Here is a 25,401-nt window from a genome sequence, read left to right as displayed (position 1 = left end):
ATGGCTAAGAATAAAACGGCTCACTCTTCTAAAAATGATTCAGCTATTAGTTGGAAAACTCTTAGCAGACTTGCCTCTTATGTGCTTGTGTATCGAGTTAAAATTTGCGTAATTATTGCATCAATAATAGTTAGCGCAATTGTGCAAGCTGCAAGCGCAATGTTTTTGCAATCTCTTGTCGACTCGTATATTCTTCCGCTTGTCGGTAAGCATAATCAGGATTGGACGCCTCTTGTTCGCATGATTATTCTGATGGCAAGTGTTTATGTTGTTGGCGTGTTTTGTTCTTGGCTTTGGAGCAGGCTTGTTGCGAATATATCTGAAAGTGTTATGCGTGATTTGCGAGATTCTATGTTTAAGCATCAGCAGAAGCTTTCATTGCGTTACTTAGATTCTCAAGGTTACGGCGATATTATGAGCCGTTACACAAACGATACTGAGGTTCTTCGTGAAGCAATTTCGTGGGCTTTTCCTGACTCTTTTTCTGCACTAATGTCAATTTTGGCAGCGTTTATATCTATTATGTGCTTATCGCTTCCGGTTGCAGTTTTTGTAGCTATATTCACTGCAATATTGCTTTATTTAGTGCGTTTTATGCTAAAGAAATCTGGCAGTTTATTTGAACAATTCCAGCATGCATTAGGCGAGTTAAATGAGTTTGTTGAAGAATCTGCAACTGGAAGCAAAGTAATTAAAATTTTCAATCATGAAGCAGATTCTATTGAAAAATTAGATAATTGCATAGAAAAAGTGCAAAAAATTTCTGCAAGTGCGAATTCTTATGCAAATAACGTAATGCCTGTTATTAGTAATGCAAGCTATTTGCTTTATGTATTAATTGCTTTACTTGGTGCGTGGGCTGCTTCAGTGGGTCTGCCAACGCTGGGATTATCTGGATCTAGTACTCTTACATTGGGTACGCTTATATCTTTGCTGGCACTTTCGCGCGCATTTATTAACCCTATTGGCGAAATTACAATGCAAGCTAACGCACTTATGATGGCTCTTGCAGGAGCTTCTCGTATTTTTGAGTTACTTGATGAAAAGCCAGAACTTGATTCTGGCAGTGTGCAATTAGTTAAAGTGCGTGTACCTCAGTCTGATGAAGATCTTGAAGAAAAATCAGCATTTGATGTGCTTGAAGAAGTAGACGAACAATCTGAAGGAAGCAATATTTATTGGGCTTGGAAAAGATCAAAGCAAGATAATGGCACTAAAGCTAAAAAGCGCGCTCAAAACTTAAGCGAAATGGCTCAAGAGATTGTGTGCCATGCAAAGCGAGATGCTCGCACTTCTAAAGATGGTCGCTATACTTTGCTTCGAGGCGACGTGCGTTTTACGGATGTTGTGTTTGGTTACAAAGAAAATCATCCAGTTTTGCACGATATTACGTGGTTTGCAAAACCTGGTCAAAAAGTTGCTCTTGTTGGAGCTACGGGTGCTGGAAAAACTACTATTGCTAACCTTCTTACGCGTTTTTACGACATTGATGATGGACAAATTTTGTATGATGGCATTGACGTGCGCGATATTTGCAAAACGGATTTGCGCCACGCTATTGGCACTGTTTTGCAAGATGTGAATTTATTTACAGGCACAATAATGGACAATATTCGTTATGGAAATCTTGATGCTAGCGACGAAGATTGTATTCAAGCTGCAAAATTGGCTCATGCTGACGCGTTTATTTCTCATCTTCCTGACGGATACAATACGCAGCTTAACAATGGTGGTGAAGGGCTTTCTCAAGGTCAGAAACAGCTTATTTCTATTGCTCGTGCTGCAGTAGAAAATCCGCCTGTGTTAATTCTCGATGAAGCAACTTCATCGATTGACACGCATACTGAAGAATTAGTTCAACATGGAATGGATTCTTTGATGGAAGGGCGCACTGTATTTGTAATCGCTCACAGGCTGTCTACAGTGCGCAATTCTGATGTGATTATGGTGCTGGATCACGGTCGCATTATTGAACGCGGTTCACATGAGGAATTATTGGCAAAACGTGGGGAGTATTATCAGCTTTGCACTGGAGCTGTTGAGCTTGAATAATAGCTTGATTTTGTGCTGCAACACGCCGAACACGCGCGGCACTTGCATTTTGCTAAGGATTCTGTAAGATAGTGACTCGGCTGTTCGAGAGAACAAAGCCACGGCCCCGTAGCTCAGTTGGTTAGAGCGCCGCCCTGTCACGGCGGAGGTCACCGGTTCAAGTCCGGCCGGGGTCGCGATTAGTAGAATACCCGGTTCGCCGGGTTTTTTATTCATCATGGCTCTGTAGCTCAGTTGGTAGAGCGAGCGACTGAAAATCGCTAGGTCAGCGGATCGATCCCGCTCGGAGCCACAACAAAAAACGCGCGACACGATTTGTGCCGCGCGTTTTGTTTTATTCGCTAGTCAAGCTGCTTCCACGAATCAACATCAATATGATGCTCAGGATTTGCCTGCCAAGCTGCCCAAGCAGATTCTACGATATCCTTAACGTCGTAGCGAGCATGCCATCCCATTTCTTCGTTAATTCGCTTCGTGCTGCCAATAAGCTGTGGAGGATCTCCAGCTCTGCGATCAAGAACAGTTTCTTTAAATGGCAAACCGGTCACTCTGCGCACTTCGTCAACAATTTCGCGCACAGACGTACCCTTACCAGTTCCTACGTTAAAAGCGTCGTACTTGCGCTCGTCGCGATCCAAATACGTAAGTGCCGCAATATGCGCGTCTGCTAAATCAGAAACGTGAATATAGTCGCGAATGCAAGTACCATCAGCAGTAGGGTAGTCGTCGCCAAAAATAGCAGGTGCTTTTCCTCGCTGTAGTCTGTCAAGAAGCATAGGAATTAAGTTCAAAATCGCAGGATCTTCCAATTCCACCGGCCCGCATCCAGCTACGTTGAAGTAACGCAGTGCGCAGAAGCGAATTCCGTATGTGTGCTCGCAAGCACGTGCCATCCACTCGCCAAAAAGCTTGGTTTGACCATAAGGGTTAATTGGCAACATTGGCACAACATCTTCTGGTACAACTTCAACGGGAGGCACTCCATAAGTTGCTGCAGAAGAGGAAAATACGAGCTTCTTAACTCCGCTATCTTTCATGCCTTCAAGCACATTAAGCATGCCGTTAATATTCTGTTGATAATACCAAAGTGGCTTTTCTACGGACTCTCCAACTTGCTTTCTAGCAGCAAAGTGAATTACAGCATCGACGTGCTCATCTTTCATAATTTGCGCAAGTCGCTTTCCTGCATCAGGAGAAGAGATATCCATACCATAAAGACGTGCGCCTTCAATTCTTGTAGGCTTTCCGTAGCTTAAATCGTCAACGACGACGACATTTTGCTTTGTTTCATGTAAGGCGTGAACTACGTGTGCTCCAATGTATCCGCATCCACCTGTAACAAGAACAGTCATTGTAGACCTTCCTTTTAAATAATATCAATACAATCAGTGAGATTATATCTCGTAAAACTGAAGTTTAATGCTATGCATCTGTTGCATAGCATTTGTTATGCTTGCATTTTGATTCTGCAGCGTATGCTTAACTTAAATGTGTCAGTTGTATTATTTTGTAAGGTGATGTTCGAATGATATTTGTTGCGTTATCTGTATTGCGTGTGATCATACGCGCTTATTTGATAATAATGATTATTCGAATGGTTGCAGATTGGTTATTTGTGCTTGTTCCTCGTATGCGTCCTAGAGGTGTTTTTAATTTTCTAATACGAATTGTTTATTTCATAACAGAGCCGCCATTGCGCATATTGCGCAAGTTTATTCCGCCAACTCGTTGTGGAAATATTAGTATTGACGTAAGTTATATGCTTTTATATTTTGCTTTATACGTTCTTCAAATTTGGTTATAGATGAGTTTACGTTTTTTCAACGCGTAATTTTTATAAAAGCGGCGTTTTGTTACATAAATTTTTGTATTAACCGCACTAATTTTCTGCGGACGTGATAGCATCGAATAGATATATATCAAAGGGCTGTGCCCAAAAAGCGAGGTGTAAAGCATATGACTCTGTTGACGCCTAAGGACATTCGAGAGCATACCTTCCAAATTGTACGTTTTAAGGGAGGTTATGACGTTGACGAGGTCGACGAGTTTCTCGATCAGGTTACAGAAACAATAGAAGCACTCGGTCAGCAGGCAGTGCAGGGCCTAGGGGCTTCCACGCAATCTCTTGGCCGTGATGTTGCGGGTTTGAATACGAAGATTGCTGAGTTAACTTCTAAGGTAGAATCCTTAACTAAAGAAAATGAGGCATTGCGTAATGCTTCTAAGAAGCAGGGTGAATCAAATGAAGCTGCTTCTCAACTTGAAGCTACTGCAACTAAGTTGCGTGAAGCTGAAGAAAGTAATCGTGCTTTGACTGCTCAAAACCAGCAGTTGAAGGAACAGTTAGATGGTTTGGGTGCACAGGTAGATCAGTTAACTGCTCAAACTGCTCAAGCAGACAATGCTAAGCAGGTTCAAAAAGAGCTTGAAACTGTTACTCGCGAGCGTGACGACTTCCGTGCAAGCAGCGAAAACTTGGGTCGCGAGCTTGAAACTGTTCGTCAGCAGCTTGTTGTCACTCAGCAAGAAAACACTAAGATTGAGGAACTTTCCAAGCAATTGGAAGAGTCCCGTCAGCGTGAAGAGCAGCTTCGAAAGCAGGTTGCTAAGATGGAGCCAAATACTGAAACAGGTAGCTTGCAAAAGATTGCTGGTGCTGGTGCAGAAGCACAAGGTTCTGAACCAGAACGTGCAACTGCAATGTTGACTCTTGCTATGCAATTGCATGATCAATATGTAGATAAGGGCAAGGCTAAGGCTCAGCAAATTGTTGAAGAAAGCCAAGCTCGTTATAATGAAACTGTTGCTAAGGCGGATGAATATTCTGCACGTACTCGTTCTGAAGCTGAAGAGTACAGCAAACAGACTCATGCTGATGCTGACGATTACTCTACTCGTACTCGCAGCGATGCTGATTCTTATGCTGCTCGTGCTCACAATGAAGCTGATGCTTACTCTGGTAAGGTTCGTCAAGCTGCTGATGATTACTCTAAGCAGACGCATGATCAAGCTGACCAGTATGAGGCTGAAGTACAGCATCGTGCTGCAGACTATGATTCTACAACTCGTACAGCTGCTGATGCATATGCTCGTCAGGTACGTGAGAATCTTGAGAAGCAAACTCAAGTTATTGAAGGGAATATTCAGAGCCTCAAGCAGTTTGAAACTGAATATCGTACTCGCTTGACTGATTTCCTTGGTCAATTGGTTGCTCAAGTTTCTGATGAAAATACCTATGCTGGATTAGGTCAGAAGCAGGGTGAGGAATCTGGTAAGCAAGAGTAGTTTTTAGCAGTGCGTAACTGATATTTTAAAATGTTGCGCACTGCACCGATACTATTTGAATTACTAAAGATCGGATAAATATTGACGCATAGAGATGTGCGTGTGAAACGGCTACGTACTCGCGTAGCCGTTTTTGCACTGATTGTTTTTATTGGTGTTGTGCTAGATCGCATAACAAAACTCTGGGCTTTGTCGACGCTTAGTGACGGGAAAAACATTGAGCTTGTGCCGCACTTGCTTTCTTTAACTCTTGTACGAAATCCTGGAGCATCATTTGGCTTAGGTTCTTCTTTTACATGGGTTATTAGCGTATTAGCTTGTGCTGCTTGTGGTGCCATGATAGCGGCTATTAAGCACACAAAATCTTTGTATTGGACTATTGCGTTTGCTCTAGCGTTTGCTGGAGCTTTTGGAAACCTCATTGATAGAGCGCAATATGCTCAAGGTTTTTTGAATGGCAAAGTCGTAGATTTTATAAACTACGGTTGGTCTGTTGGCAACGTTGCGGATATTGAGCTTATGTTTGCAGGAATCGCAGTTGTATGCCTTATTTTGATTGGGATTCCTCTTTTAGAGCATGCCGATGAGTGATATTTGCTTTAAAGTTACAAGCCAATTTTCCGGCTGCAGATTTGACGTTTGCTTATCAAAGCTAATGGGAGTTTCGCGTGCAAATGCGATATCTCTTATTGAGCGTAACCAAGCGAAAATCTTAGGTAGAAAATCACAAAAATCCTCCATTTTACAAGATGGAGATACGATTGTTGTCGATCAAAAAGAAAGTGCAGAACGAAAAGAAGAGCGAAATAATAAATCTTCTGTATGTAATATTCCAATCATTTACGACGACGACGATGTTGTTGTAATAGATAAGCCTGTTGGAGTGGCGTCTCACGCAGCAAAAGGATGGAGCGGGCCGACAGTTCCAGAATGCCTAGAAGCTGCTGGAATAGATATAAAAACAACGCTGTGCGACGAATCGCGCAAAGGAATCGTAAGCAGATTAGACGTTGGAACAAGCGGATTAATGATAATTTGCAAAACAGACTTTGCCTATGAAGCAATGAAAAATCAGTTTGCAAAGCATATCGTTAAAAAAACATATCATGCGCTTGTTCAAGGAGATTTAGCGCAAGATAAGGCAACTATTGATGCTCCTATAGGTCGCGCAAAAGTATCTGATTTTCGTTTTACTATTACTTCGGACGGCAAGCCTGCTGTTACGCACTGGGATGTGCTTGAGCGTTTTGGTCAAGCAACGTTAGCAAGTGTTAATTTGGAAACTGGTCGTACGCATCAAATACGCGTTCATTTTTCGTCTATAGGTCATCCTTTGGTTGGGGATTCAATGTATGGAGCGAACCCAGTTTTGGCTCAAAAACTTGGGTTGCAACGTCAATGGTTGCATTCTATGGAACTTACTTTTACGCATCCGCGCACGGGTAAATCAGTGACTGTTAAGTCGCATTATCCTCTTGATTTGCAACACGCGTTAGAAGCTATGCGAGCATTATTAAAGTAACGTTTTTGCGTTTTTTCAGTCAACTTTCGCTTATAGAATATCTTTTATGACTCAGCCGGAAACCAATTTTGTGCATTTACACAATCACACGCATTATTCACTTCTAGATGGTGCGTCAAAAATACCTGATTTAGTAGCGCGCGCTAAAGAATTAGGTATGCCGGCTGTTGCAATTACGGATCATGGCAACATGCACGGCGCGTACGAAATGTGGAGTACGGCTGTAAAAGCTGGAATTAAGCCAATTATTGGCATAGAAGCGTATGTTACTCCGGAAACAGCAAGACAAGACAAAAGTCGCGTGCATTGGGGCACGGAAGATCAGCGTGCAGATGACGTTTCTGGCGGCGGTTTAATTACGCATATGACTTTGTGGGCGGAAAATGATACCGGCTTAACAAATCTTCTTAAAGCTTCGTCTGTTGCAAATCTTGAAGGCCGTGTAATGCGCTACCCGCGTATGGATAAAGACGTGCTTTCAACTTACTCAAAAGGTGTAATTGCGTCTTCAGGATGCCCTTCTGGAATTATTCAAACGCGTCTTCGTTTAGGTCAGTTCAAAGAGGCTTTACGAGCAGCTGGCGAGTTTCAAGATATTTTCGGGCGTGACAATTTCTTTATTGAGCTTATGAATCACGGGCTTTCTATTGAAACGCGCGTAACTAAAGACTTGCTTGAAATTGCAAAAAAACTTAACGCACCTCTTCTTGCAACAAACGATTTGCATTACGTTCATGAAGAAGATCGTGAAGCGCAAGATGCTATGTTATGCATTAATTCTGGTTCTAGGCTTGACGATCCTGACCGTTTTAAGTTTGACGGTTCAGGATACTATTTGAAGTCCGCTGAGCAAATGCGTGAGCTTTTTGAAGAATTTCCAGAAGCTTGCGATAACACGCTTGAGATTGCTCGTCGATGCAATGTTATGTTCGACGACGGCGAAGATGGCGCTTTTATGCCGCAATTTGACTGTCCTGAGGGTTGGGATGAGACTTCGCTATTCCTTAAAAAAGTCGAGGAAGGTTTGGAGCGTCGTTACAATAACAACATTCCAATGGAAGTTTTAAAGCAGGCTGATTACGAGTGCGGTGTGATTTGCCAAATGCAATTCTGTGGATACTTTTTAGTTGTTGCAGATTATATTAATTGGGCTAAAGCGCATGGTGTAATGGTAGGTCCTGGTCGTGGTTCTGCTGCAGGTGCTATGGTTGCGTACGCAATGGGCATCACAGAGCTTGATCCTATGAAGCATGGTCTGATTTTCGAACGCTTCTTAAACCCAGAGCGAGTATCCTTGCCTGATATTGACGTTGATTTTGACCCGGATGGTCGAGCTAAAGTTCTTGAATACGTGGGCGAAAAATACGGTAGAGATAAAGTTGCTCAGTGCGTTATTTACGGAACTATTAAAACGAAGCAAGCTCTTAAAGATTCTGCGCGTATTATGGGCTACGAGTTTTCAGTGGGCGAAAAAATTACGAAAGTTCTTCCTCCTGCTAAAAACGGCAAAGACATGAGCTTGCACGATATTTTCGACGAAAAATCAAAGCGATATGCTGAAGCGCGCGAGTTTCGCGAAATGTACGACACGGATCCAGATACTCATCGCATTACGGAAGAAGCTAAGGGCATTGAAGGTTTGATTCGTCAAACAGGTGTGCACGCTTGTGCAACAATCATGGGTTCGGAGCCAATTACAAACACTTCACCGCTTTTAGAGCGTACTGACGGTACTATTACTACAACTTTTGAGTATCACACTTGTGAAACGCTCGGTCTTGTAAAAATGGACTTTTTGGGGCTTTCTAACTTAACGGTTATTCGCGATACTTTGCGAAATATTGAAAATAATGGGAAGGATCCGATTGATTATACTAAGATTCCGTTAGACGATAAAGCTACTTATCAACTGCTTTCTAGGGGTGACACTTTAGGCGTTTTTCAGCTTGATTCCGACGGTATGCGTGCGCTTCTACGTACTTTGAAACCGGATAATTTCAACGATATTTCGGCTTTGATTGCACTTTACAGGCCTGGTCCTATGGATATGGATTCGCATACGAATTACGCTAAGCGCAAGAATGGTTTGCAAGATATTATCCCTATTCATCCAGAAGTTGCTGAGCCGTTAAAGGAAGTTTTGGACGAAACTTACGGTTTGATTGTTTACCAGGAGCAGGTGCAGTCTGCAGCGCGTATTTTAGCAGGCTACAGTCTTGGTAAAGCAGATGTGTTACGTCGAGCAATGGGCAAGAAAAAGCCGGAAGTGCTGGCAAAAGAGCAAGTGCCGTTCTTTGAAGGTATGAAAGCTCACGGATATTCTGAAGAAGCTGCACAAGCTGTGTGGGATGTTTTGGTTCCGTTCTCTGGTTACGCGTTTAATAAAGCTCACTCTGCAGCTTATGGCTTGATTTCTTACTGGACTGCATACCTAAAAACGCATTATCCTGTGGAATTTATGGCAGCTTTGCTTCAAAACGAACGTACGAATAAAGACAAAACTGCACTGTACTTGGGCGAGGCAAGGCGCATGGGTATTCAAGTTTTGCAACCTGATGTAAACGAGTCTGTTCTTGAGTATTCCGCAGTTGGAGATGTTGTGCGCTTTGGTTTGGGTGCTATTCGTAACGTTGGAGACAAAGCAGTAAACGATATTATTACTGAGCGCGAAGGTGAGCGCGGACGTTTCGTAAACTTTATGGATTTCGTACAACGTGTTCCTATTAGTGCACTTAATCGGCGTTTAGTAGAATCACTTATTAAAGCTGGAGCTTTTGATTCTATTGATTCAAATCGTCGTGCGCTGTTTCAAATTTGTGATCCTGCAATTGATTCTGTGATTGCGCTTAAGCGTAAGCAGGCAGAGGGCCAGTTTGATTTATTTGCTGATCTTGATTCGTCTTCTGACTCGGATGACGACAACGGTATGGGAGATATGCAAATTACTGTACCGGATGTTGAAGAGTGGGATAAAAAGACAAAGCTTAATTTTGAGCGAGAAATGCTTGGATTGTACGTTTCTGATCATCCACTAAGCGGATTGTCTGCAGTTTTGGCAGATTTACGTGAGATGTCAATCGCTCAACTGATCGACAGAGCGAGAACTATGAGTGACGGTCAGCAAGTAACTATTGCAGGCCTAGTTACAAGCGTAGATAGGCGAGTGTCTCGAAAAGGTAACGCTTGGGCGATTGTCACAGTTGAAGACATGGAAAGTTCAATACAATGCATGTTCTTTGGCAAAGTGTACGAAGCTTCAGCGCAAGAACTTGCAATTGATCAAGTTGTGCGTATTCGTGGACAAGTTGAAGTGCGTGATGAAACTGTTTCAATGCGTGCTACAGAGTTTGAAATACCAACTCTTGAATCAGTGGATGAAAGACCTTTAACAGTTGTTATTCCGCGTAAAGTTCTAGATAAAGGTCATGTTGCGCAATTAAGTGACATTTTGAGCCGACACCCAGGCTGCTGTGAAGTGCGCTTGGCTCTTGTCGATGATACTGGCAAGGCGCAAGTTCTTACGTTTGGGGATCGTTTCCGTGTAAAGCGAGATACTTCTTTGTTTGCTGAAATGAAAATTGTTTTTGGATCTAGTTGTTTGCCTAGTGCGTAGAAAATATGCACTACTAATTTGATAAAATATAAAACTAGGTATGTTTTAAGAAGTTCATTGAAAGGGGAGGAAATAACGAATATGTTAAACAATGGTGACGAACGCAATAATGACGATTCTGTGCGCACTTCTTTTACTGATGCGGAATTAGATAATGCGCTCGCGGGATTTGAACGTGAATTTAAAGAAGAGTCGCAAGAAAATTTAAATAGCGAAAATTTAGAGAATAACCAAAAAAGCGACGATAATCAAGAAAATGATTTTCTTGATCAAGCTATGCGCAATATTGAAGAAGCTAATTTTGAAGAAGACTTGCAAGGTCTGCTTGGAAATAAAGCAAAAGTTGCGTTAATGATTACGTATGTGCAGCCTGCGCAGTTGCTGGCTGCTTTTTGCAAAATGGCTAGTGTTTCAGCGCGATGCTTCGATGAAGAGCAAGGTGCTGTTGCGATATTAAAAAATTTGGACGGCAATGAGCCGGAAGAAGCAGTGCAAAAATTTGTTGATTTCTTCCGTGGAATGGATGTTATGCTCATTACAAATAGAGCTGATAAATTAACTGCAAAAGTTTACGAATATAATTGCGAACCGCAAGAAATAGTTGCGCCTATGGCGTTAGCTGTATGGTCGCGTGCAGTAGAAGATTTAGCTATTGGCATGGAAACAGTTCAAACTCTTTCAAAACAAAATATAGAAATGTTCAATAGTGACGATTTAAGCGATGCAAACGCGTACGAGCTATTTCAAAAATATGGCAAAAGAAAGTAAAAATAATTTGAGCAATTAATTGTCATATTAAATTGAAGAAGTTGCGTTAGAAAGTAGAAATTTCATTACAATTACGTAAATTCATTGCATATAAGCTCAACATATGAAGCGCAATACGAAATAATACACTACAATTGCATGTGAATATGCATATGTGCGTGACTATGCATACAACCGGATGATACCCAAGGGGCTTATTATGGATCGACAACAAGAGTTTGCTCTACGTACTGTTGAAGAGCGAGACGTGCGTTTTATTCGACTCTGGTTTACGGACGTCTTAGGCACGCTTAAATCCGTTGCTATTGCCCCTGCTGAATTAGAAGCAGCTTTTGAAGAGGGAATAGGGTTCGACGGCTCAGCAATAGAAGGCATGACTCGCGTCCTAGAAGACGATATGATTGTGAAGCCGGATCCGTCAACGTTCCAAATTCTTCCATGGCATGGAGGTCCGGAAGGCACAGCGCGCATGTTCTGCGATGTGCTAACTCCAGACGGAGAGCCTTCGCTGGGAGACCCTCGTCACGTTTTAAAGACTGCGCTCGCAAAAGCGAAAGAAAAAGGATTTACTTTTTACGTGCATCCGGAAATTGAGTTTTACTTGTTTGAAGCTCAAGATGATTGGTCCAAAGCTCCTGTGCCGATTGATGAAGGTGGATATTTTGACCACGTTCCTAGAAGTTCGGCTATGGATTTCCGTCGTAGCGCAGTCAGTATGCTTGAGCAAATGGGTATTTCTGTAGAATACTCGCATCACGAGGGTGGTCCTGGTCAAAACGAAATTGACTTGCGTTATGCAGATGCTCTTACTACCGCGGATAATATTATGACTTTCCGCACTGTAGTTAAGGAAATTTCTCTTGAGCGCGGAATGTACGCAAGCTTTATGCCAAAACCTTTAACTGATCAGCCTGGTTCTGGTATGCATACGCATTTGAGTTTGTTCGAAGGTGATACGAACGCTTTTTATGAGGCTGGTCAAGAATTTAATATGTCTCTTATTGCGCGTCAATTTGCGGCTGGTATTTTGCATCATGCTTCAGAAATTTGCGCTGTAACTGATCAGTATGTGAACTCTTACAAGCGTTTGTGGGGTGGTGCGGAAGCTCCTAGCTATGTTTGCTGGGGTCATAGCAACCGTTCTGCACTTCTGCGTGTTCCGCAATACAAGCCTGGTAAAGGTAATTCTTGCCGAATGGAATTCCGCGCGCTAGATCCTGTAGCGAATCCGTATCTTGCTTACTCTGTGCTTCTTGCTGCTGGTTTGGATGGTATTGAAAAGCAAATGACTTTGTGCGATCCAACTAGCGACGATGTGTGGGAGCTTACTGATGCTGAGCGTCAAGCAATGGGTATTCAGCCATTGCCAGAATCCTTGGATGAAGCACTAAAGATTATGGAGCGCTCGGACTTCGTTGCAAGCGTATTAGGTGAACACGCTTTTGAGTACTTCTTGCGCAATAAGCATCAAGAGTGGGAAGAGTACCGTCGCCAGGTTACGCCTTTTGAACTTGAGAAGTATTTGCCGCGTTTGTAGCGTGACGACCTGCTTGAGCGCTGCGATTTAGCGCGCGAAAGCAACTCGGAGCGTGAGCTTGCTCAAACGGAAAGTCCAGTGGACTTTCCGTGCAAGCTCAGCAGCGAGTGCGTTACCCGCGCGAGCGTTGCCTGGCGTTTGGCTGGCGGGTTTCTGGAGTGTCTGTGTGATATAGGAATTACTTATCTCGCAGCGCTCCGCTCTTATACCTTATTTGGACTTAGCGGTTGCATAGTTAAGTTTAGTTTTTTAATTACTTTTTCTGCAGAAATAGTATTTATCAACAAGATTATTACTATCGTTCCGCTTTTATATTGCTCGACAAGCAATTCCTATCTCCCACTCGTAAATCCACTCACCGTTGTTTTGTGATGTGGTAGGTGCGTATGGTGTGGTGTGTGCAGCAGCACGAATGCTAGTGTTCTATAGACAATAAATACTTACCGTTCGCAGAAGCATTACTGCAAAGCTTCATGAACATTTGCTGGAGTTTTTTCTCCGGCGTTTGTAGCTTGTTTTGGGACACTGCTGCAGACGTCGCGCTGCGTTCCAAGCGTTTTTACGATTTTTGCAGCTTACTAAAATGTCGAAAATACCAAATCGTTTGGTGAAATAAACAAAACGCAAGCCAAAACTGTCGAAAATACATAATCGCAAGATGTTTTCGACATTTTCTATTGACTGCAAAAATATTTAACGCGTGTATCGATTCGCTAGCAGCGCGATTGTAAAGTTTCTGTCGGATTTTCGCTCGTAGCCGACCGTTTCTTTACACCGCTATAAAGTTTTGGTCGTTTTTTGTTACTGGTGCAGATGGTCGACTGCGTTCGTAACGACCTGCTTGAGCGCTGCATGCGTGTCTTTTGTTTTCTATTGGTGATTTGCTTCAAAAAAATCAAAAATTTTGTAAAAAAGTGGGGATTTTTGGGGAGGAATGGGGTAAAATGGTGAGCAACGTGTAAATGGCATAGTACATGTTGAGTTAAGGAGGTGGAGTATGGCACGTCGTGCTGCTAATAAGCAACCGCGCAATAACGCCAATTCTTCCTCTGCGCATTCCACAAATCAGGCTCAATCAGCTGCTGATCCAAATGTTTCTCAGCAATCGCAGATGCCACTGCAAATGCAAGATTCACAAGTGCCTCAGCAACAATACGTTCAGCCTGTTCAACCTATACAATCTAAGCAGTCAATTCAGGGTTATTATGGTATGCCTCCAACTGTTATGCCAGCAATGCAGCAATATATGCCAGCACCGGTTTTCACCTCCACTCCGTCCGGCGCTGCTGATTCGTCTGCACAAGCTGCAGCTATGCCAGTTGCACCTTTTTATGCTTCTCAATATCAAGAAGCTGTGTCAACTCATCCAGCAACACCTATTTTGTTAGGCACTTATACTCCAAAAATTGACGATAAAGGTCGTGTTGCTCTTCCTGCAAAATTCCGTTCTCAGCTCGGAACTGGTTTTGTTATGGCTCGCGGTCAAGAGCATTGTGTTTACGTGCTGCCTATGGTTGAGTTCCAGCGTATGACAACGCAAATTCAGCGCACATCTATGAGCAACAAGTCAGCTCGCGATTATCTTCGCGTGTTCCTTTCTGGCGCTGTTGATGAAGAGCCAGATAAGCAGGGACGCATTGTTGTGCCGCCAATGTTAAGAGATTACGCCAATTTGGGCGATCAAATTGTTGTTATTGGTGTTGGTACGCGTGCAGAGATTTGGAATAAATCTGCTTGGGAAGAGTATCTTGCCGATCGTGAGCAAGGTTATGCGGATATTGCTGACGATGTACTTCCGGCGGTGATGTGATGACTGATGTTATGAAAGACATTACAGCTATTCACGCACCGGTATTATTGCAAGATTGTGTTGATTTAGTTACTCCTTCTTTGCAACATAAAGGCGCAATAGTAGTAGATTGCACTTTAGGTCTTGCTGGTCATGCAACTGCTTTTCTTAAAGCTGCGCCTTTTGCAACACTTATTGGTATTGATCGTGATGCTGAAGCACTTTCGTTAGCAACGCAAAGAATGCGTAGTGAAGGCCTTGAGAATCGTTTTATTCCTGCACATGCGGCATTCGATGAGATTGATGAAGTACTACGAGAAAACCGCATTGACGGTATTGATGCTGCTTTTATGGATTTGGGTCTTTCAAGTTTGCAAATTGACGAAACTGATCGCGGTTTTTCTTATTCTCACGATACGGCACTTGACATGCGTATGGATACAACGCAAGCAACTACTGCCGCAACGATTTTAGCTACTTATGATTCTCGAGGATTAACTAGAATTTTCCGCGAGTATGGTGAAGAACGTTTTGCGTCTCTTATTGCTCGTCGTATTGTTGAAGTTCGCGCTACGGAGCCTATTGCTACTTCGGGTCAGTTGGTTAGCTTAGTTGACTCTGTAATTCCGAAAGCTCATCGCGCTACTGGAAATCCAGCAAAACGAGTGTTCCAAGCTTTGCGTATTGAAGTGAACGGTGAATTAGATAAATTGAGCCGTACTCTTCCTAAAATTGCTTTGCATCTTCGTGAGCATGGTCGCTTAGTTGTTGAATCTTATCATTCATTGGAAGATACAGCTGTAAAACGTTTTATGAATCAAGGATTAACCGTTGATGTTCCTGCAAACATGCCTGTTATCCCTGACGATGCTCAGCCGTTCTTTAAAGCTCTTACTCGCGGAGCTATGAAGGCTTCTAAAGAAGAAATTGTTCATAACACTAGATCTTCTTCAGTTCGTTTGCGCGCTGTCGAATTATGCCGACCTATTCCTGAGCGTTGGATTCCAAGGCTTGAAGATGAGGCGGCTGGTCGTAAAGCTATAAAAGGAGGTCGCTGACATGGTATTGAACATGCAAAATCGTGTTTTGCGCTCTTCTGCGTCTTCTGCTTCAGCTCCAGCTGGTCGTACTAAAGATAATTCGACTCGTAAAGAATACGTACATAATTCTGCTCCTTCGGCGTTTAACCCATCTCAACGTAAATCTTCTGCTGTGCTTGAACGATTCCGCAAGGTTATGACATGGAGCAATACGCGCAAAGTACCTCTTGTAAATTGCATGATTATTGTGATTTTTATGGTTGTTACGTTGTTGACTTCGCTTCTTTTGCGTACGCAAATGGCAGAGATTTCCTTCGACCAAACTGCAGTACAGATGCGTATTTCTCGTTTGCATCAGGATGTGGAAGCTCGTCAAGCGAAATTAGATACTTTGGAATCTGAACTTCCTGCAAGAGCGCAACGAATGGGAATGGTTCCGCAACAAGGTTCTATTTCTATTGACTTGAGTGATTATGCAGCAAAACGAAAACATGGTCATTCTGAGAAAACTAAGCACGAAAAACAAACTAATAACTCAAATAAAACTCAAAAACAAGAACAACAAAATCGTCAATATCAACAGAAAGCAAAACAGGAGAAACATTGATGCGCCACTTAATCAAACAACGTTTCGCTTCTCAGCAGATATTTGCGCGTAAGTGCACCGTAATTGCAATTGTTTTTGCGTTAATTGGTGTTAGTGCAATAGTAAAGCTAAGTTTTATACAGATTATTAATGCTCGTTCAACAGCGCAAGCAGCTCAGGCTGAGCGTAGTCGTGTGCGACCAATTCTTGCACGTCGTGGTCGCATACTTGATGCTAATGGTGCTGTGTTGGCTCAAAGTGTTGAGCGATTTAATATTATTGGAGATCCACTTAATGCTCAGGCTTTTGTGCCGACTCCTTGCACAAAACAAACCGAGCATAACTGTCATATGCTTAATGGCAAGCCTGTAGAAGGCACGGGCGCTGTGGCGGTCGCCCGTTTGCTTGCTCCGATTTTGCACATGAGTTCTGTAGAACTTGGTGGAAAGCTGGCTGGCGTTGGTCGTTACGTTTTATTGAAACGTAACGTGACTCCTGCAATGAAACGTGCCATTGACGATTTGAATCTTTCTGGGTGTATTTATGCAGAGAACAGTAGTGAACGAGTATATTCAAGCGGTCCTATTCTTGGATCTGTGATTGGTGCTGTTGCTAATGCCGATGAAGTTAATCGTAAAGATATTAAAGATCGTAAAGGCGAGGTTGGTGTTACAGGTCTTGAATTTACTAAAGATGCAACTTTGAACGGCGTAGACGGATATCAGCGTTATCAAGGTAATAATGCAGGAAATGAGAAAATTCCTGGTACTGTAACTGAATCTAAGCCTGCAATCAACGGAAGCGATGTTAAGCTCACAATCGATAGCGATGTCGATTGGTATGTTAAAAAAGTTTTGCTTGATGGCAAGAAAAAATATCATGCAACTTGGGGTATTGCAGTAGTGCAAGATGTTCGTACTGGCGAAATACTTGCTTTGGAAGATACTGATGAGATTAAAGCTGGAACAACTCAAGCTAAGGTGAATGTTTCTAGAGCTGTAAGTCAAACCTTTGAACCTGGTTCCATAGGTAAAGCTTTCTCAATGTCTGGAATGTTACAAACTGGTGCGCATAAGCTTACTGATAAATTTGCTGTTCCTAATACTCTCAATAAGAACGGTCAAGCATTCCATGATGCTGTTAGCCACGGTGTTGAGCGTTGGACATTAGCTGGTATTCTTTCAGAATCTTCTAACGTCGGTATGGTTATGGCTGGTGAAAAATATCCGATAGATAAACGCTATGAGTATCTTTATAAATTTGGTCTTGGTCAGTACTCGGGATTGAATTTACAAGGAGAATCTCGCGGCTTGCTTCCTAGCGTTCAAGCTTGGGATGGTCGTAAGAAAGATACCGTTCTGTTTGGTCAGGGTTATGCTGTGAATGCTTTGCAGCTTACTAATGCGATTGCAACTATTGCAAATAAAGGCGTTAGGTTGCGTCAGTCAATAGTTAAATCCGTTATAGATCCTAATGGTAGGGTTACAAAGTCTTCTCGCCCTGCAGGAACGCGCGTTTTGGATGAAAATGTTGCTGCACAAATGATGAATGCTTTGGAAAATTCTGGTGAGCATTATCACAGATTTGCTGGTGTCGATGGTTATCGTGTTGCTGCAAAGAGTGGTACAGCTGAAGTTGCTGGCGCTGATGGTAAACTTAGTTCTACAATCAGCGACTGGTCGGGTGCTATACCAGCAGATAATCCTCGCTTCGTCATAACAGTTGTTTTGCGTGATCCACAAGGTATTTATGGTGGTATGACTGCAGGTCCACTGTTCAAAACTATTGGAGAATTCTTAATGCAAAAGTATGATATTCCAGCTTCTTCTCCACGCACAAATCCTGTTCCTGTGAATTGGTAGTGTACGCATTACAATGTTGTTGTCTATAAAGTAGGGTGTGCAATGAGTGCGGTTGATGAATACTCTAGAATTAGGGTGACGCTAGGTTTTGCTGCAAAAAATTATGGTTTTGAAGTTGTTCCTGCGTTTGCTTCAGAGGTAACTATTACTTCTATTGCTCATGATGTGCGTCATGTACGTCCTGGTGGATTATTTGTGCCAATTGGTCATATTGATCGTCGTCAGCTTGAGGCTGCACGTGATGCTGGGGCATATGCTGCATTAGTTTCACCAGAATTTCGTGGTGAGGCTGCAGATTTAGGTCTACCTTTGCTTGTTTCTTCTGCTAATCCAGTTGCTTTGGGCAAGCTTGCTTGCGATATTAATGCAGATCCTTCTTCATGCGTCGCAATATTTGCGATTGCTGGTGACGATGATGATGAGATCCATGCTAACGTTTTGCGATTAGCTGATTTTTTGCATATGTTAGGCAATCCTGTTGGTGTTATTAGTGATGCTGGATCTACTTCATTACAGCGTGAATTGTCTTTGCAATATCCTTTAAATATTGCCGATATACAGCATGCTTTATCCGTGTGTGCAGAAGATGGTGCCGCAGCTGTTGTTATTGCACTTAATTCTGCAACTTTAGCTAAGAATGCGTTGCAATCCGTTAGTATTGACGTTCTTGGCGTTGAGCAAATTCAGAATGAAAGCAATTCTGGCGCAGGATCTGATTCTCAATCTGATACTGAGTCTAAAGATAGCTCTGATACTAATTCTGAATCTGAACCTAATTCTGAATTTAAAGATGCAGCCTCAAATGTGAAAATTAGCGCAAAGACATCTTCTTCACCACTTTACCCGGCATATGCAACCGGCATGAGTTTTTATGCGTTGCGTCAACGTTATGGTTTTTCTGGAAGAGAGCACGCTTATTGTGTTACTAGATCGGCTGAGTCTGACGAATTAGCTGAATTAGCGGATCAAATTGGTGGCAATGATGTACAGCGGCATCTTTCATTATCTATTGCAATGGTGTTAGCTGCTGGTGTTCGTCGTGGGACTATTAAAAGTGCGCTGCGAGTTTCGCATGAATTGCACTGAATTGTGCTGAAGCGCTGATTTCATTCGAGTTTTCAAATAAATTAATTGCGTGAGTTTTGTTTAAGAGCTTTTAATTATGTGGCTAATTTGGAGGATGTTATGAGTTGTGTTGAAACTTCGTGTGCTAGCAATGCTAAGAGTTTAGATTATGCTGATATGATGCCTATGAATATAAGCGAAATTGCTAACGCTGTTCATGGGGAAATGCACGAGTTTAATAGTTGTGACACAGATTTAGTTGCAAATTCCGTTTTTAGTGATTCTCGTCAAATCCGTAAAGGTTCTGTGTTCGTAGCTATAGTTGGTGAACATGTTGACGGTCATGATTATGTAAAGAATGCTGAAAAATCTGGAGCTGTTGTAGCTATTGTTGAACATGTTGTCGAAGGCACTAATCTCAATCAAATAGTTGTTAATAATTCTGTAGAAGCGCTGGGTTTGCTAGCTAAACATAATTTGGAACTTCGCCGCAATCTTAACAAACCTTTCACTATTATTGGTATCACTGGTTCCGTTGGCAAAACAACAACGAAAGATATGTTGAAGGCTTTGTTGAGCACGCTAGGCGAAACAGTTGCTCCTGTTGGATCTTTTAATAATAATATTGGTTTGCCTCTTACTGCTTTGCAAGTTGGCAGTAATACTCGGTTTCTAATAGCAGAAATGGGTGCTAACCATGTTGGCGAAATTGCCAATTTAACTCATATTGCTCCTCCGGATCTCGCAATAGTGCTTAAAGTTGGTGTTGCTCATTTAGGTGAATTTGGCTCAGTTGAGCGAATTGCGCAAGCAAAAAGTGAGATTGTGCGTGGGCTTTTGCCACATGGCATAGCAGTATTAAATTCCGACGATAAGCGAGTTTCTGCAATGTCTTGTCTTGTAGAGAATAAGCATGTGCGCTGGTTTGGTAGAAATGCTAAAAACGGATTGCTGGAATCAGCTAGTAAAGATGACTACCAACTTTCAGCTAGCAATATAAAGTTAGATTCTTTTGGTAAAGCAGTTTTTACTATCACTGAACGCATTAATTCTTCTGATTTAGTGAATCATATTGAAGTGCATCTTGCTATACAAGGCGAGCATAATGTTATGAATGCGCTTGCAGCAGCAAATGTTGCCAGATATTTGGGAATGACTTTAGATGATATTGCTTCTGTGCTGTCTAAAGTTTCGCATATTAGCCCGCATCGCATGCAATTGAGTACAGTTTCTAAGAATGACGAGAAATTTACACTTATTGATGATTCCTTTAATGCAAATCCTGATTCTATGAAAGCAGGAATCGATGGTTTGTGCGCTTATGAAAATGATTCTTGTAGTGCATCTTCGAAACCTTTCCGTATAGCGGTTCTTGGTTCTATGTTGGAGCTTGGCAGCAACGAAGATGAATTGCACACAAATATTGGAGAATATGTGGCAAATTCGAGTGTCGATGCGGTTGTTGCTGTTGGTTCGAAAACGGACTCTGACTTAGATAAATTAGCTCACTGTATTGCTCAAGGTGCGCGTTCTTCTTGGAATAATAAACTACCTTCTTCTCATGAGGCAGTCTATTTTGTACACAGTGCGGATGAGGCTGATGATATTGTTTGGAAACTTGTGGCCGAGCATCCGAGTAGTGTTGTGTTATTGAAAGGCTCTCATGCTTCAGGCTTGAGCGTGCTTGCTGAACATTGGGCAAATATTTAACTGCTCGATGCTCAATATAAGTGTGAAATTAATAAATTAAGTATTATAGCAAACAGAACAGTAAACGGAGGTTAAGCGGTGATTGCGCTTATTGTAGGAATTGTGGTGTCGCTCGTAGTTACGATTGTTGGCACACCTTTGCTTATTCGTTTAGTGCATCGTTTGCACTACGGTCAGTACATTCGCCAAGATGGACCACAATCTCATTTAGTAAAGCGTGGCACGCCAACTATGGGCGGTGTTGTTATTAATTTTGCTGTAGTAGCAGGTTGGGCTGCTTCTGCTCTTTATAGATATGTTTCTGTTGGTCGCTCGCCTTCATGGTCTGCTGTTTTGGTGCTGTTTGCAATGCTTTCAATGGGTTTGCTTGGCTTTATTGATGATTTTGCTAAGGTTCGTAAAAAGCAGAATCTTGGTCTTTCTGTACATGCGAAGTTTACTGGTCAAATTATTTTTGCAAGTATTTACGCGCTTTTGTCATTGCTATTGCCAACTCAATCTGGTATTGCTAGCGCTCAACCTGGAATGAGTTTTATTGAAAAACCATTTTTTGATTTTTCTATACTCGGTAAAGGTGTAGGAATCGTAGTATTTATTGTTTGGGTTAATTTCCTTATTGCTGCTTGGTCTAACGCTGTAAACTTGACTGACGGACTTGATGGTTTAGCTTCTGGATCTTCTATGATTGCTTTTGCTGGTTACGCTTTGATTGCTTTTTGGGAAAGCTACCATGTGCGTGGAGGCGGTCATTTTGGATTCTCTTACGCTGTTTCTGACCCTCTCGATTTAACTATTATTGCTGTTTGCGCTGCTGTTGCTTGCTTTGGATTCTTGTGGTTTAATTCGAATCCTGCTCAAGTATTTATGGGAGATACTGGTTCGTTGGCTTTAGGCGGATTATTTGCAGCTCTTTCTATTGCAACTCACACAGAGTTTTTGGCTGTGATTTTGGGTGGATTATTTGTAATGGAAGCTGCAAGTGACGTTATTCAAGTTGGATTCTTTAAAGCTACGCATAAGCGCGTGTTCAAAATGGCTCCTATTCATCATCATTTTGAATTGCTCGGCTGGACGGAAACTAAAGTTGTTGTGCGATTCTGGATGATTGAGCTTATGTTTGTGCTTTCTGCACTTATGATGTTCTACGCCGATTGGGCAGGGCATTCTGGCTTGCTTATTTAATTTCAAAAATTGGAAGGCTTCAATATGAATATTGTCGATGGCAATGAAGTATCTGTTTCGTCTGAATCTACTTGTAAGTCGTGCACAAGCGATAAAGCATTTGCTTTTAAGCGTGTATTAGTTGCAGGTCTTGGAGTTTCGGGTCGTGGCGCAGCTGAGGTTTTGCGCGCTGTTGGATCTGAGACTGTGACTGCAGACGAAAATAAGCCTGATGCCGATATACATGATTTTTCAGCAATAGACTGGTCTAAAATCGATGCTGTTGTTACATCTCCAGTATTTAACCCTCGCACGCCATTTTTGCAAGAAGCTGCATCGCGCAATATTCCAGTAATGAGCGAAGTTGAATTAGCGTGGCGCTTGCGCGTACCTTCTAATCGCACGAATAAACCTGCTTATTGGATTGGCATTACTGGCACAAATGGTAAGACTTCTACTACAGAAATGACTTCTGCAATGCTAACCGCTTGCGGATTAAATGCTCCAGCCGTGGGAAATATTGGAAAGTCTGTGTCACATGCTGCTTTGGAATGTGAGCATGATGCTTTATGCGTTGAATTAAGCTCTTTCCAATTGCATTTCACTGATTCTTTAGCTCTTGATTGTGCTGCTATTACTAATATTGCTGCTGATCATTTAGATTGGCATGGTGGCATGGAAGCGTACGCTCGTGACAAGTCAAAAGTATTTAATAATGTGCAAAAAGCTTTGGTTTACAATGCTCAAGATGAGCGTGTAAGCAAATTGGCAGATTGTGCACAAGTTGCTGATGGTTGTAAAAAGATTGGTTTTACGTTAGGAGAGCCTAAAGATGGTGAAATTGGCGTAAAAGACGGTTGGATTGTCGATAACAGCGGTGTTGCTGGAGGAACTAAAGGCACTCTAAAACCTATTGTCGAATTGCGTGAGCTAAAACATCTGTGCGAGCCTGATGGCAGTGTGTATCCGCATTTATTAGCTGATGCTCTTACTGCGTTAGCTTTATCTTTAGGTTTAACTGGTGACGTAGATTCTTCAGTTCGTGCTTTACGCGAATTTGCTCCTGGAGGTCATCGCATTCAAACAGTTGCGACTTTGATGTCTGAAGATGAAAATCCTTCGCATTGTATTAGATTTGTAGATGATTCTAAAGCAACTAATGCTCATGCTGCTTGTGCATCTTTAGCTAGTTTTGCTAATAATTCGGTTGTTTGGATTGCTGGCGGTTTAGCTAAAGGTGGTCATTTTGAAGATTTAATTGCAAACCAACTTCATGTGATTAAAGCAGTTGTTGTTATTGGAATAGATCAACGTCCAATTGTTGAAGCTCTTCACAGTTCAGCTCCTCACATTCCAGTAACTATTGTTTCACAGGATGGTTCTTGCGCTAAATCATATGATTGCGTTGATGACTTAGTTTGTGAGAATATTGAGAATACTTCGCTTGTAAATCCTGATTCTTCATTCGGTGAGGCTGTTATGCGTCAAACTGTAGAAGCTGCTGGGCGTTATGCTAAGCCTGGTGATGTTGTTCTGCTTGCTCCTGCTTGTGCCTCTATGGATCAATTTGTTTCGTACGCCGATCGCGGCAATCGTTTTGCTAAAGAATCTCAACGATGGGTGCATAATCATGGTGTTCAACAGTAATAAGCCTAAAAAGTTTTTGCGTTCATTAGCGCGCAAAGTCTCAGAAGTTATTATGGAAGATCATATTGAAGCAGATTCAGATTCTTCTCATTCTTCCCAAAAACAAAAATTTGAATCTTTTAAAAAATCTATTAGGACTTCAGCAAGTAAAGTAGGCGAGTCCATAAGCAAAGTAGGAGCGTATGCAAGCAAAGCGGGTAAGGAATTAGGCAAATCTGTAGGGAAGTCTGTAGGAAAGTCTGTAAGTAAGTCCGTAAGTAATTCTGTCACTAAAGTTGGCAGATCTGTAGGTTCTTCTTTCAATGAATCTGTAAAATTTGTAAAAGATGTAAAGAAGTCGAAGGTTGCGAAACAAGCGAAACAAACTAAACGGGCTAATTTTGTAAAGCCTGCAGAGCAAGCAAATCCTGTAAATACTATAAATCCTGTGAAACCTGCAAAGCTAACAAAGATAGCGAAACCAGCAAATACAGCAAAGCCGGCAAAGTCAATTAAATACGCAAAATTAGCGCATACTGTATCTGGAATATTTTCCTCGAAGAAAGACTACTCAAAAAACTCGTTAGAGCGCAAAACTCAAGATTCAGAGTTAAAGAAGTATGTTGGCTTGCGCAGTTTAACTAACCCACTGTGGTGCTTATACGGCATGCGAGTATCAGTGGTTATACTGTCGATTTTTGGCTTATTCATGGTGTTTTCTAGTTCTTCAGTAACTATGATTACCTACGGAATTGCACCTTGGGGTCAAGGCGTAAACCAAACAATGTATTGTGTTTTAGGTTTAATTGGTTATATTTTTGCTTCTCGACTTCCAGTTACAGTTTATAGACGATACGTTGCTGTCATTTACATTATTTCTGTTATTGCACAGTTCTTAACATTTGTTCCAGGTTTACGACGTGAAGTTAATGGTAATGCTGGTTGGATTGCTTTTGGTCCTATTACTTTGCAGCCTGCAGAAATTACAAAACTTGCATTATGTATTTGGCTTCCAATAGCTTTGATTGCTGCAAAACAAGCATATGAGCGTGTGCAAATGCGCGCATATATTCCTGTAGCAGCAGGACTCGGCGTATCGTTGTTGCTTGTTATTGCAGGTAAGGATCTTGGTACTGCTTTAATTATTATTCTTATTGCACTTATAGCTTTTTATCTTGGTGGATTCCCTACGCGCTGGCTGATAGGAAGTATTTTTATTGCTATTGCTATGGTCGCTATGCTTGTTTTGACCAGCCAAAATCGTATGCGACGTATTCTTGCTACTTTGCATGGATGCGATGCAAAAGCAGCTAAAGGCGTTTGCTTCCAAGCAATTCACGCTCAATATGCAATGGCTTCTGGTGGACTATTAGGCGTTGGCATCGGAAACTCTCGTGAAAAATGGAATTATTTGCCTTACGCTCACAATGATTTTATTTTCGCTATTATTGGCGAAGAGATGGGCTTTTTGGTTGCAGCAGCAGTAATTTTGCTATACGTAATTATTGGTTGGTGCATACTATCTTCAGCATTAAAAGCGAAATCGCAATTTATTTCAATCGTATTAATGTGTATTGCAACGTGGATTGTAGGCCAAGGATTAGTTAATATTCTTGTTGTTGTGCAAATACTTCCGGTTATGGGAGTGCCTATGCCGTTTGTGTCCGCAGGTGGATCTTCGCTTGTTATGTGTTTGGTTGCAATTGGCGTAGCTGATGGTCTTATGCGTTCCAATCCGCAACTTACTATATCGAAGTAGTAAGTATTTACAACTTTTTTATAATA

General features: G+C 42.0%; 18 protein-coding genes and 2 tRNA genes. 19 read left to right on the top strand and 1 reads right to left on the bottom strand.

Features of this window, described 5'->3' with window-relative positions:
- The 3 genes from DOD25_RS04205 to DOD25_RS04195 all read left to right on the top strand — a co-directional run bounded on the left by DOD25_RS04205 (position 1) and on the right by DOD25_RS04195 (position 2,344).
- Positions 1 to 2,052: an ABC transporter ATP-binding protein gene (locus tag DOD25_RS04205; RefSeq protein WP_004118732.1), complete on the top strand. Its 2,052-nt coding sequence runs from the start codon at positions 1 to 3 to the stop codon at positions 2,050 to 2,052.
- A gap of 102 nt (positions 2,053 to 2,154) precedes the next feature.
- Positions 2,155 to 2,228, top strand: a tRNA-Asp gene (locus DOD25_RS04200).
- Positions 2,229 to 2,271: 43 nt separating this feature from the next.
- Positions 2,272 to 2,344: transfer RNA gene (locus DOD25_RS04195), tRNA-Phe, on the top strand.
- 49 nt (positions 2,345 to 2,393) lie between these two features.
- Here DOD25_RS04195 and galE read toward each other — a convergent pair.
- Entirely contained in the window at positions 2,394 to 3,404 is a 1,011-nt protein-coding gene (gene galE / locus DOD25_RS04190; protein ID WP_004108540.1) for a UDP-glucose 4-epimerase GalE, read from the bottom strand.
- Positions 3,405 to 3,577: 173 nt separating this feature from the next.
- On the opposite strand from galE, the gene DOD25_RS04185 reads away from it, so the two are divergent.
- From DOD25_RS04185 to DOD25_RS04110, 16 genes are all read left to right on the top strand, one after another.
- On the top strand, positions 3,578 to 3,856 hold the full coding sequence (locus DOD25_RS04185) for a YggT family protein (RefSeq protein ID WP_064340264.1): 279 nt from the start codon (positions 3,578 to 3,580) through the stop codon (positions 3,854 to 3,856).
- Positions 3,857 to 4,008: 152 nt separating this feature from the next.
- Positions 4,009 to 5,337: a DivIVA domain-containing protein gene (locus tag DOD25_RS04180; protein WP_004107347.1), complete on the top strand. Its 1,329-nt coding sequence runs from the start codon at positions 4,009 to 4,011 to the stop codon at positions 5,335 to 5,337.
- 96 nt (positions 5,338 to 5,433) lie between these two features.
- Positions 5,434 to 5,928: a signal peptidase II gene (locus tag DOD25_RS04175; protein ID WP_004107349.1), complete on the top strand. Its 495-nt coding sequence runs from the start codon at positions 5,434 to 5,436 to the stop codon at positions 5,926 to 5,928.
- The gene (locus DOD25_RS04170; RefSeq protein WP_004118751.1) at positions 5,921 to 6,859 is read left to right on the top strand and encodes an RluA family pseudouridine synthase; all 939 of its coding nucleotides are present in this window, start codon (positions 5,921 to 5,923) and stop codon (positions 6,857 to 6,859) included. The genes DOD25_RS04175 and DOD25_RS04170 overlap by 8 nt, the downstream gene beginning before the upstream one ends.
- A gap of 46 nt (positions 6,860 to 6,905) precedes the next feature.
- Complete coding sequence (gene dnaE / locus DOD25_RS04165; protein ID WP_112928786.1) at positions 6,906 to 10,472, top strand: DNA polymerase III subunit alpha; 3,567 nt, start codon at positions 6,906 to 6,908, stop codon at positions 10,470 to 10,472.
- 81 nt (positions 10,473 to 10,553) lie between these two features.
- A complete protein-coding gene (locus tag DOD25_RS04160) occupies positions 10,554 to 11,240 on the top strand; it encodes a hypothetical protein (RefSeq protein WP_064340266.1) in 687 nt (228 codons plus the stop codon).
- A 199-nt stretch (positions 11,241 to 11,439) separates the two neighbouring features.
- Positions 11,440 to 12,777 carry a type I glutamate--ammonia ligase gene (glnA, locus tag DOD25_RS04155; RefSeq protein WP_004107357.1) on the top strand — a complete coding sequence of 446 codons (1,338 nt, stop codon included), beginning with the start codon at positions 11,440 to 11,442 and terminating at the stop codon, positions 12,775 to 12,777.
- 997 nt (positions 12,778 to 13,774) lie between these two features.
- Complete coding sequence (gene mraZ, locus DOD25_RS04150) at positions 13,775 to 14,587, top strand: division/cell wall cluster transcriptional repressor MraZ (protein WP_112928785.1); 813 nt, start codon at positions 13,775 to 13,777, stop codon at positions 14,585 to 14,587.
- Between the two features lie 11 nt (positions 14,588 to 14,598).
- Complete coding sequence (rsmH, locus tag DOD25_RS04145; RefSeq protein WP_032835539.1) at positions 14,599 to 15,624, top strand: 16S rRNA (cytosine(1402)-N(4))-methyltransferase RsmH; 1,026 nt, start codon at positions 14,599 to 14,601, stop codon at positions 15,622 to 15,624.
- Position 15,625: 1 nt separating this feature from the next.
- A complete protein-coding gene (locus tag DOD25_RS04140; RefSeq protein WP_004107375.1) occupies positions 15,626 to 16,213 on the top strand; it encodes a hypothetical protein in 588 nt (195 codons plus the stop codon).
- Complete coding sequence (locus DOD25_RS04135; RefSeq protein ID WP_004107378.1) at positions 16,213 to 18,054, top strand: peptidoglycan D,D-transpeptidase FtsI family protein; 1,842 nt, start codon at positions 16,213 to 16,215, stop codon at positions 18,052 to 18,054. The genes DOD25_RS04140 and DOD25_RS04135 overlap by 1 nt, the downstream gene beginning before the upstream one ends.
- Positions 18,055 to 18,096: 42 nt before the next feature.
- Complete coding sequence (locus DOD25_RS04130; RefSeq protein ID WP_112928784.1) at positions 18,097 to 19,140, top strand: UDP-N-acetylmuramyl peptide synthase; 1,044 nt, start codon at positions 18,097 to 18,099, stop codon at positions 19,138 to 19,140.
- 99 nt (positions 19,141 to 19,239) lie between these two features.
- On the top strand, positions 19,240 to 20,829 hold the full coding sequence (locus DOD25_RS04125; protein WP_101886109.1) for a UDP-N-acetylmuramoyl-tripeptide--D-alanyl-D-alanine ligase: 1,590 nt from the start codon (positions 19,240 to 19,242) through the stop codon (positions 20,827 to 20,829).
- 78 nt (positions 20,830 to 20,907) lie between these two features.
- Complete coding sequence (mraY, locus tag DOD25_RS04120; protein ID WP_004107386.1) at positions 20,908 to 22,011, top strand: phospho-N-acetylmuramoyl-pentapeptide-transferase; 1,104 nt, start codon at positions 20,908 to 20,910, stop codon at positions 22,009 to 22,011.
- 24 nt (positions 22,012 to 22,035) lie between these two features.
- Positions 22,036 to 23,637: a UDP-N-acetylmuramoyl-L-alanine--D-glutamate ligase gene (gene murD, locus DOD25_RS04115; RefSeq protein ID WP_004118770.1), complete on the top strand. Its 1,602-nt coding sequence runs from the start codon at positions 22,036 to 22,038 to the stop codon at positions 23,635 to 23,637.
- Positions 23,638 to 24,163: 526 nt separating this feature from the next.
- Entirely contained in the window at positions 24,164 to 25,375 is a 1,212-nt protein-coding gene (locus DOD25_RS04110) for a peptidoglycan glycosyltransferase FtsW (RefSeq protein ID WP_407645751.1), read from the top strand.
- Positions 25,376 to 25,401 lie beyond the last annotated feature (26 nt).

This window comes from Gardnerella leopoldii, from assembly GCF_003293675.1.
Classification (GTDB): Bacteria; Actinomycetota; Actinomycetes; order Actinomycetales; family Bifidobacteriaceae; genus Bifidobacterium; species Bifidobacterium leopoldii.
This window is presented reverse-complemented; position numbering and strand designations above follow the sequence as displayed.

Bases quoted from the DNA above. Each gene is read 5' to 3' on its own strand.
- mraZ (WP_112928785.1), top strand. From the start codon at position 13,775: ATGGCACGTCGTGCTGCTAATAAGCAACCGCGCAATAACGCCAATTCT.
- DOD25_RS04170 (WP_004118751.1), top strand. From the start codon at position 5,921: ATGAGTGATATTTGCTTTAAAGTTACAAGCCAATTTTCCGGCTGCAGA.
- DOD25_RS04180 (WP_004107347.1), top strand. From the start codon at position 4,009: ATGACTCTGTTGACGCCTAAGGACATTCGAGAGCATACCTTCCAAATT.
- DOD25_RS04185 (WP_064340264.1), top strand. From the start codon at position 3,578: ATGATATTTGTTGCGTTATCTGTATTGCGTGTGATCATACGCGCTTAT.
- galE (WP_004108540.1), bottom strand. From the start codon at position 3,404: ATGACTGTTCTTGTTACAGGTGGATGCGGATACATTGGAGCACACGTA.
- rsmH (WP_032835539.1), top strand. From the start codon at position 14,599: ATGAAAGACATTACAGCTATTCACGCACCGGTATTATTGCAAGATTGT.
- DOD25_RS04140 (WP_004107375.1), top strand. From the start codon at position 15,626: ATGGTATTGAACATGCAAAATCGTGTTTTGCGCTCTTCTGCGTCTTCT.
- DOD25_RS04135 (WP_004107378.1), top strand. From the start codon at position 16,213: ATGCGCCACTTAATCAAACAACGTTTCGCTTCTCAGCAGATATTTGCG.
- DOD25_RS04125 (WP_101886109.1), top strand. From the start codon at position 19,240: ATGAGTTGTGTTGAAACTTCGTGTGCTAGCAATGCTAAGAGTTTAGAT.
- DOD25_RS04130 (WP_112928784.1), top strand. From the start codon at position 18,097: ATGAGTGCGGTTGATGAATACTCTAGAATTAGGGTGACGCTAGGTTTT.
- murD (WP_004118770.1), top strand. From the start codon at position 22,036: ATGAATATTGTCGATGGCAATGAAGTATCTGTTTCGTCTGAATCTACT.
- dnaE (WP_112928786.1), top strand. From the start codon at position 6,906: ATGACTCAGCCGGAAACCAATTTTGTGCATTTACACAATCACACGCAT.
- glnA (WP_004107357.1), top strand. From the start codon at position 11,440: ATGGATCGACAACAAGAGTTTGCTCTACGTACTGTTGAAGAGCGAGAC.
- DOD25_RS04205 (WP_004118732.1), top strand. From the start codon at position 1: ATGGCTAAGAATAAAACGGCTCACTCTTCTAAAAATGATTCAGCTATT.
- DOD25_RS04160 (WP_064340266.1), top strand. From the start codon at position 10,554: ATGTTAAACAATGGTGACGAACGCAATAATGACGATTCTGTGCGCACT.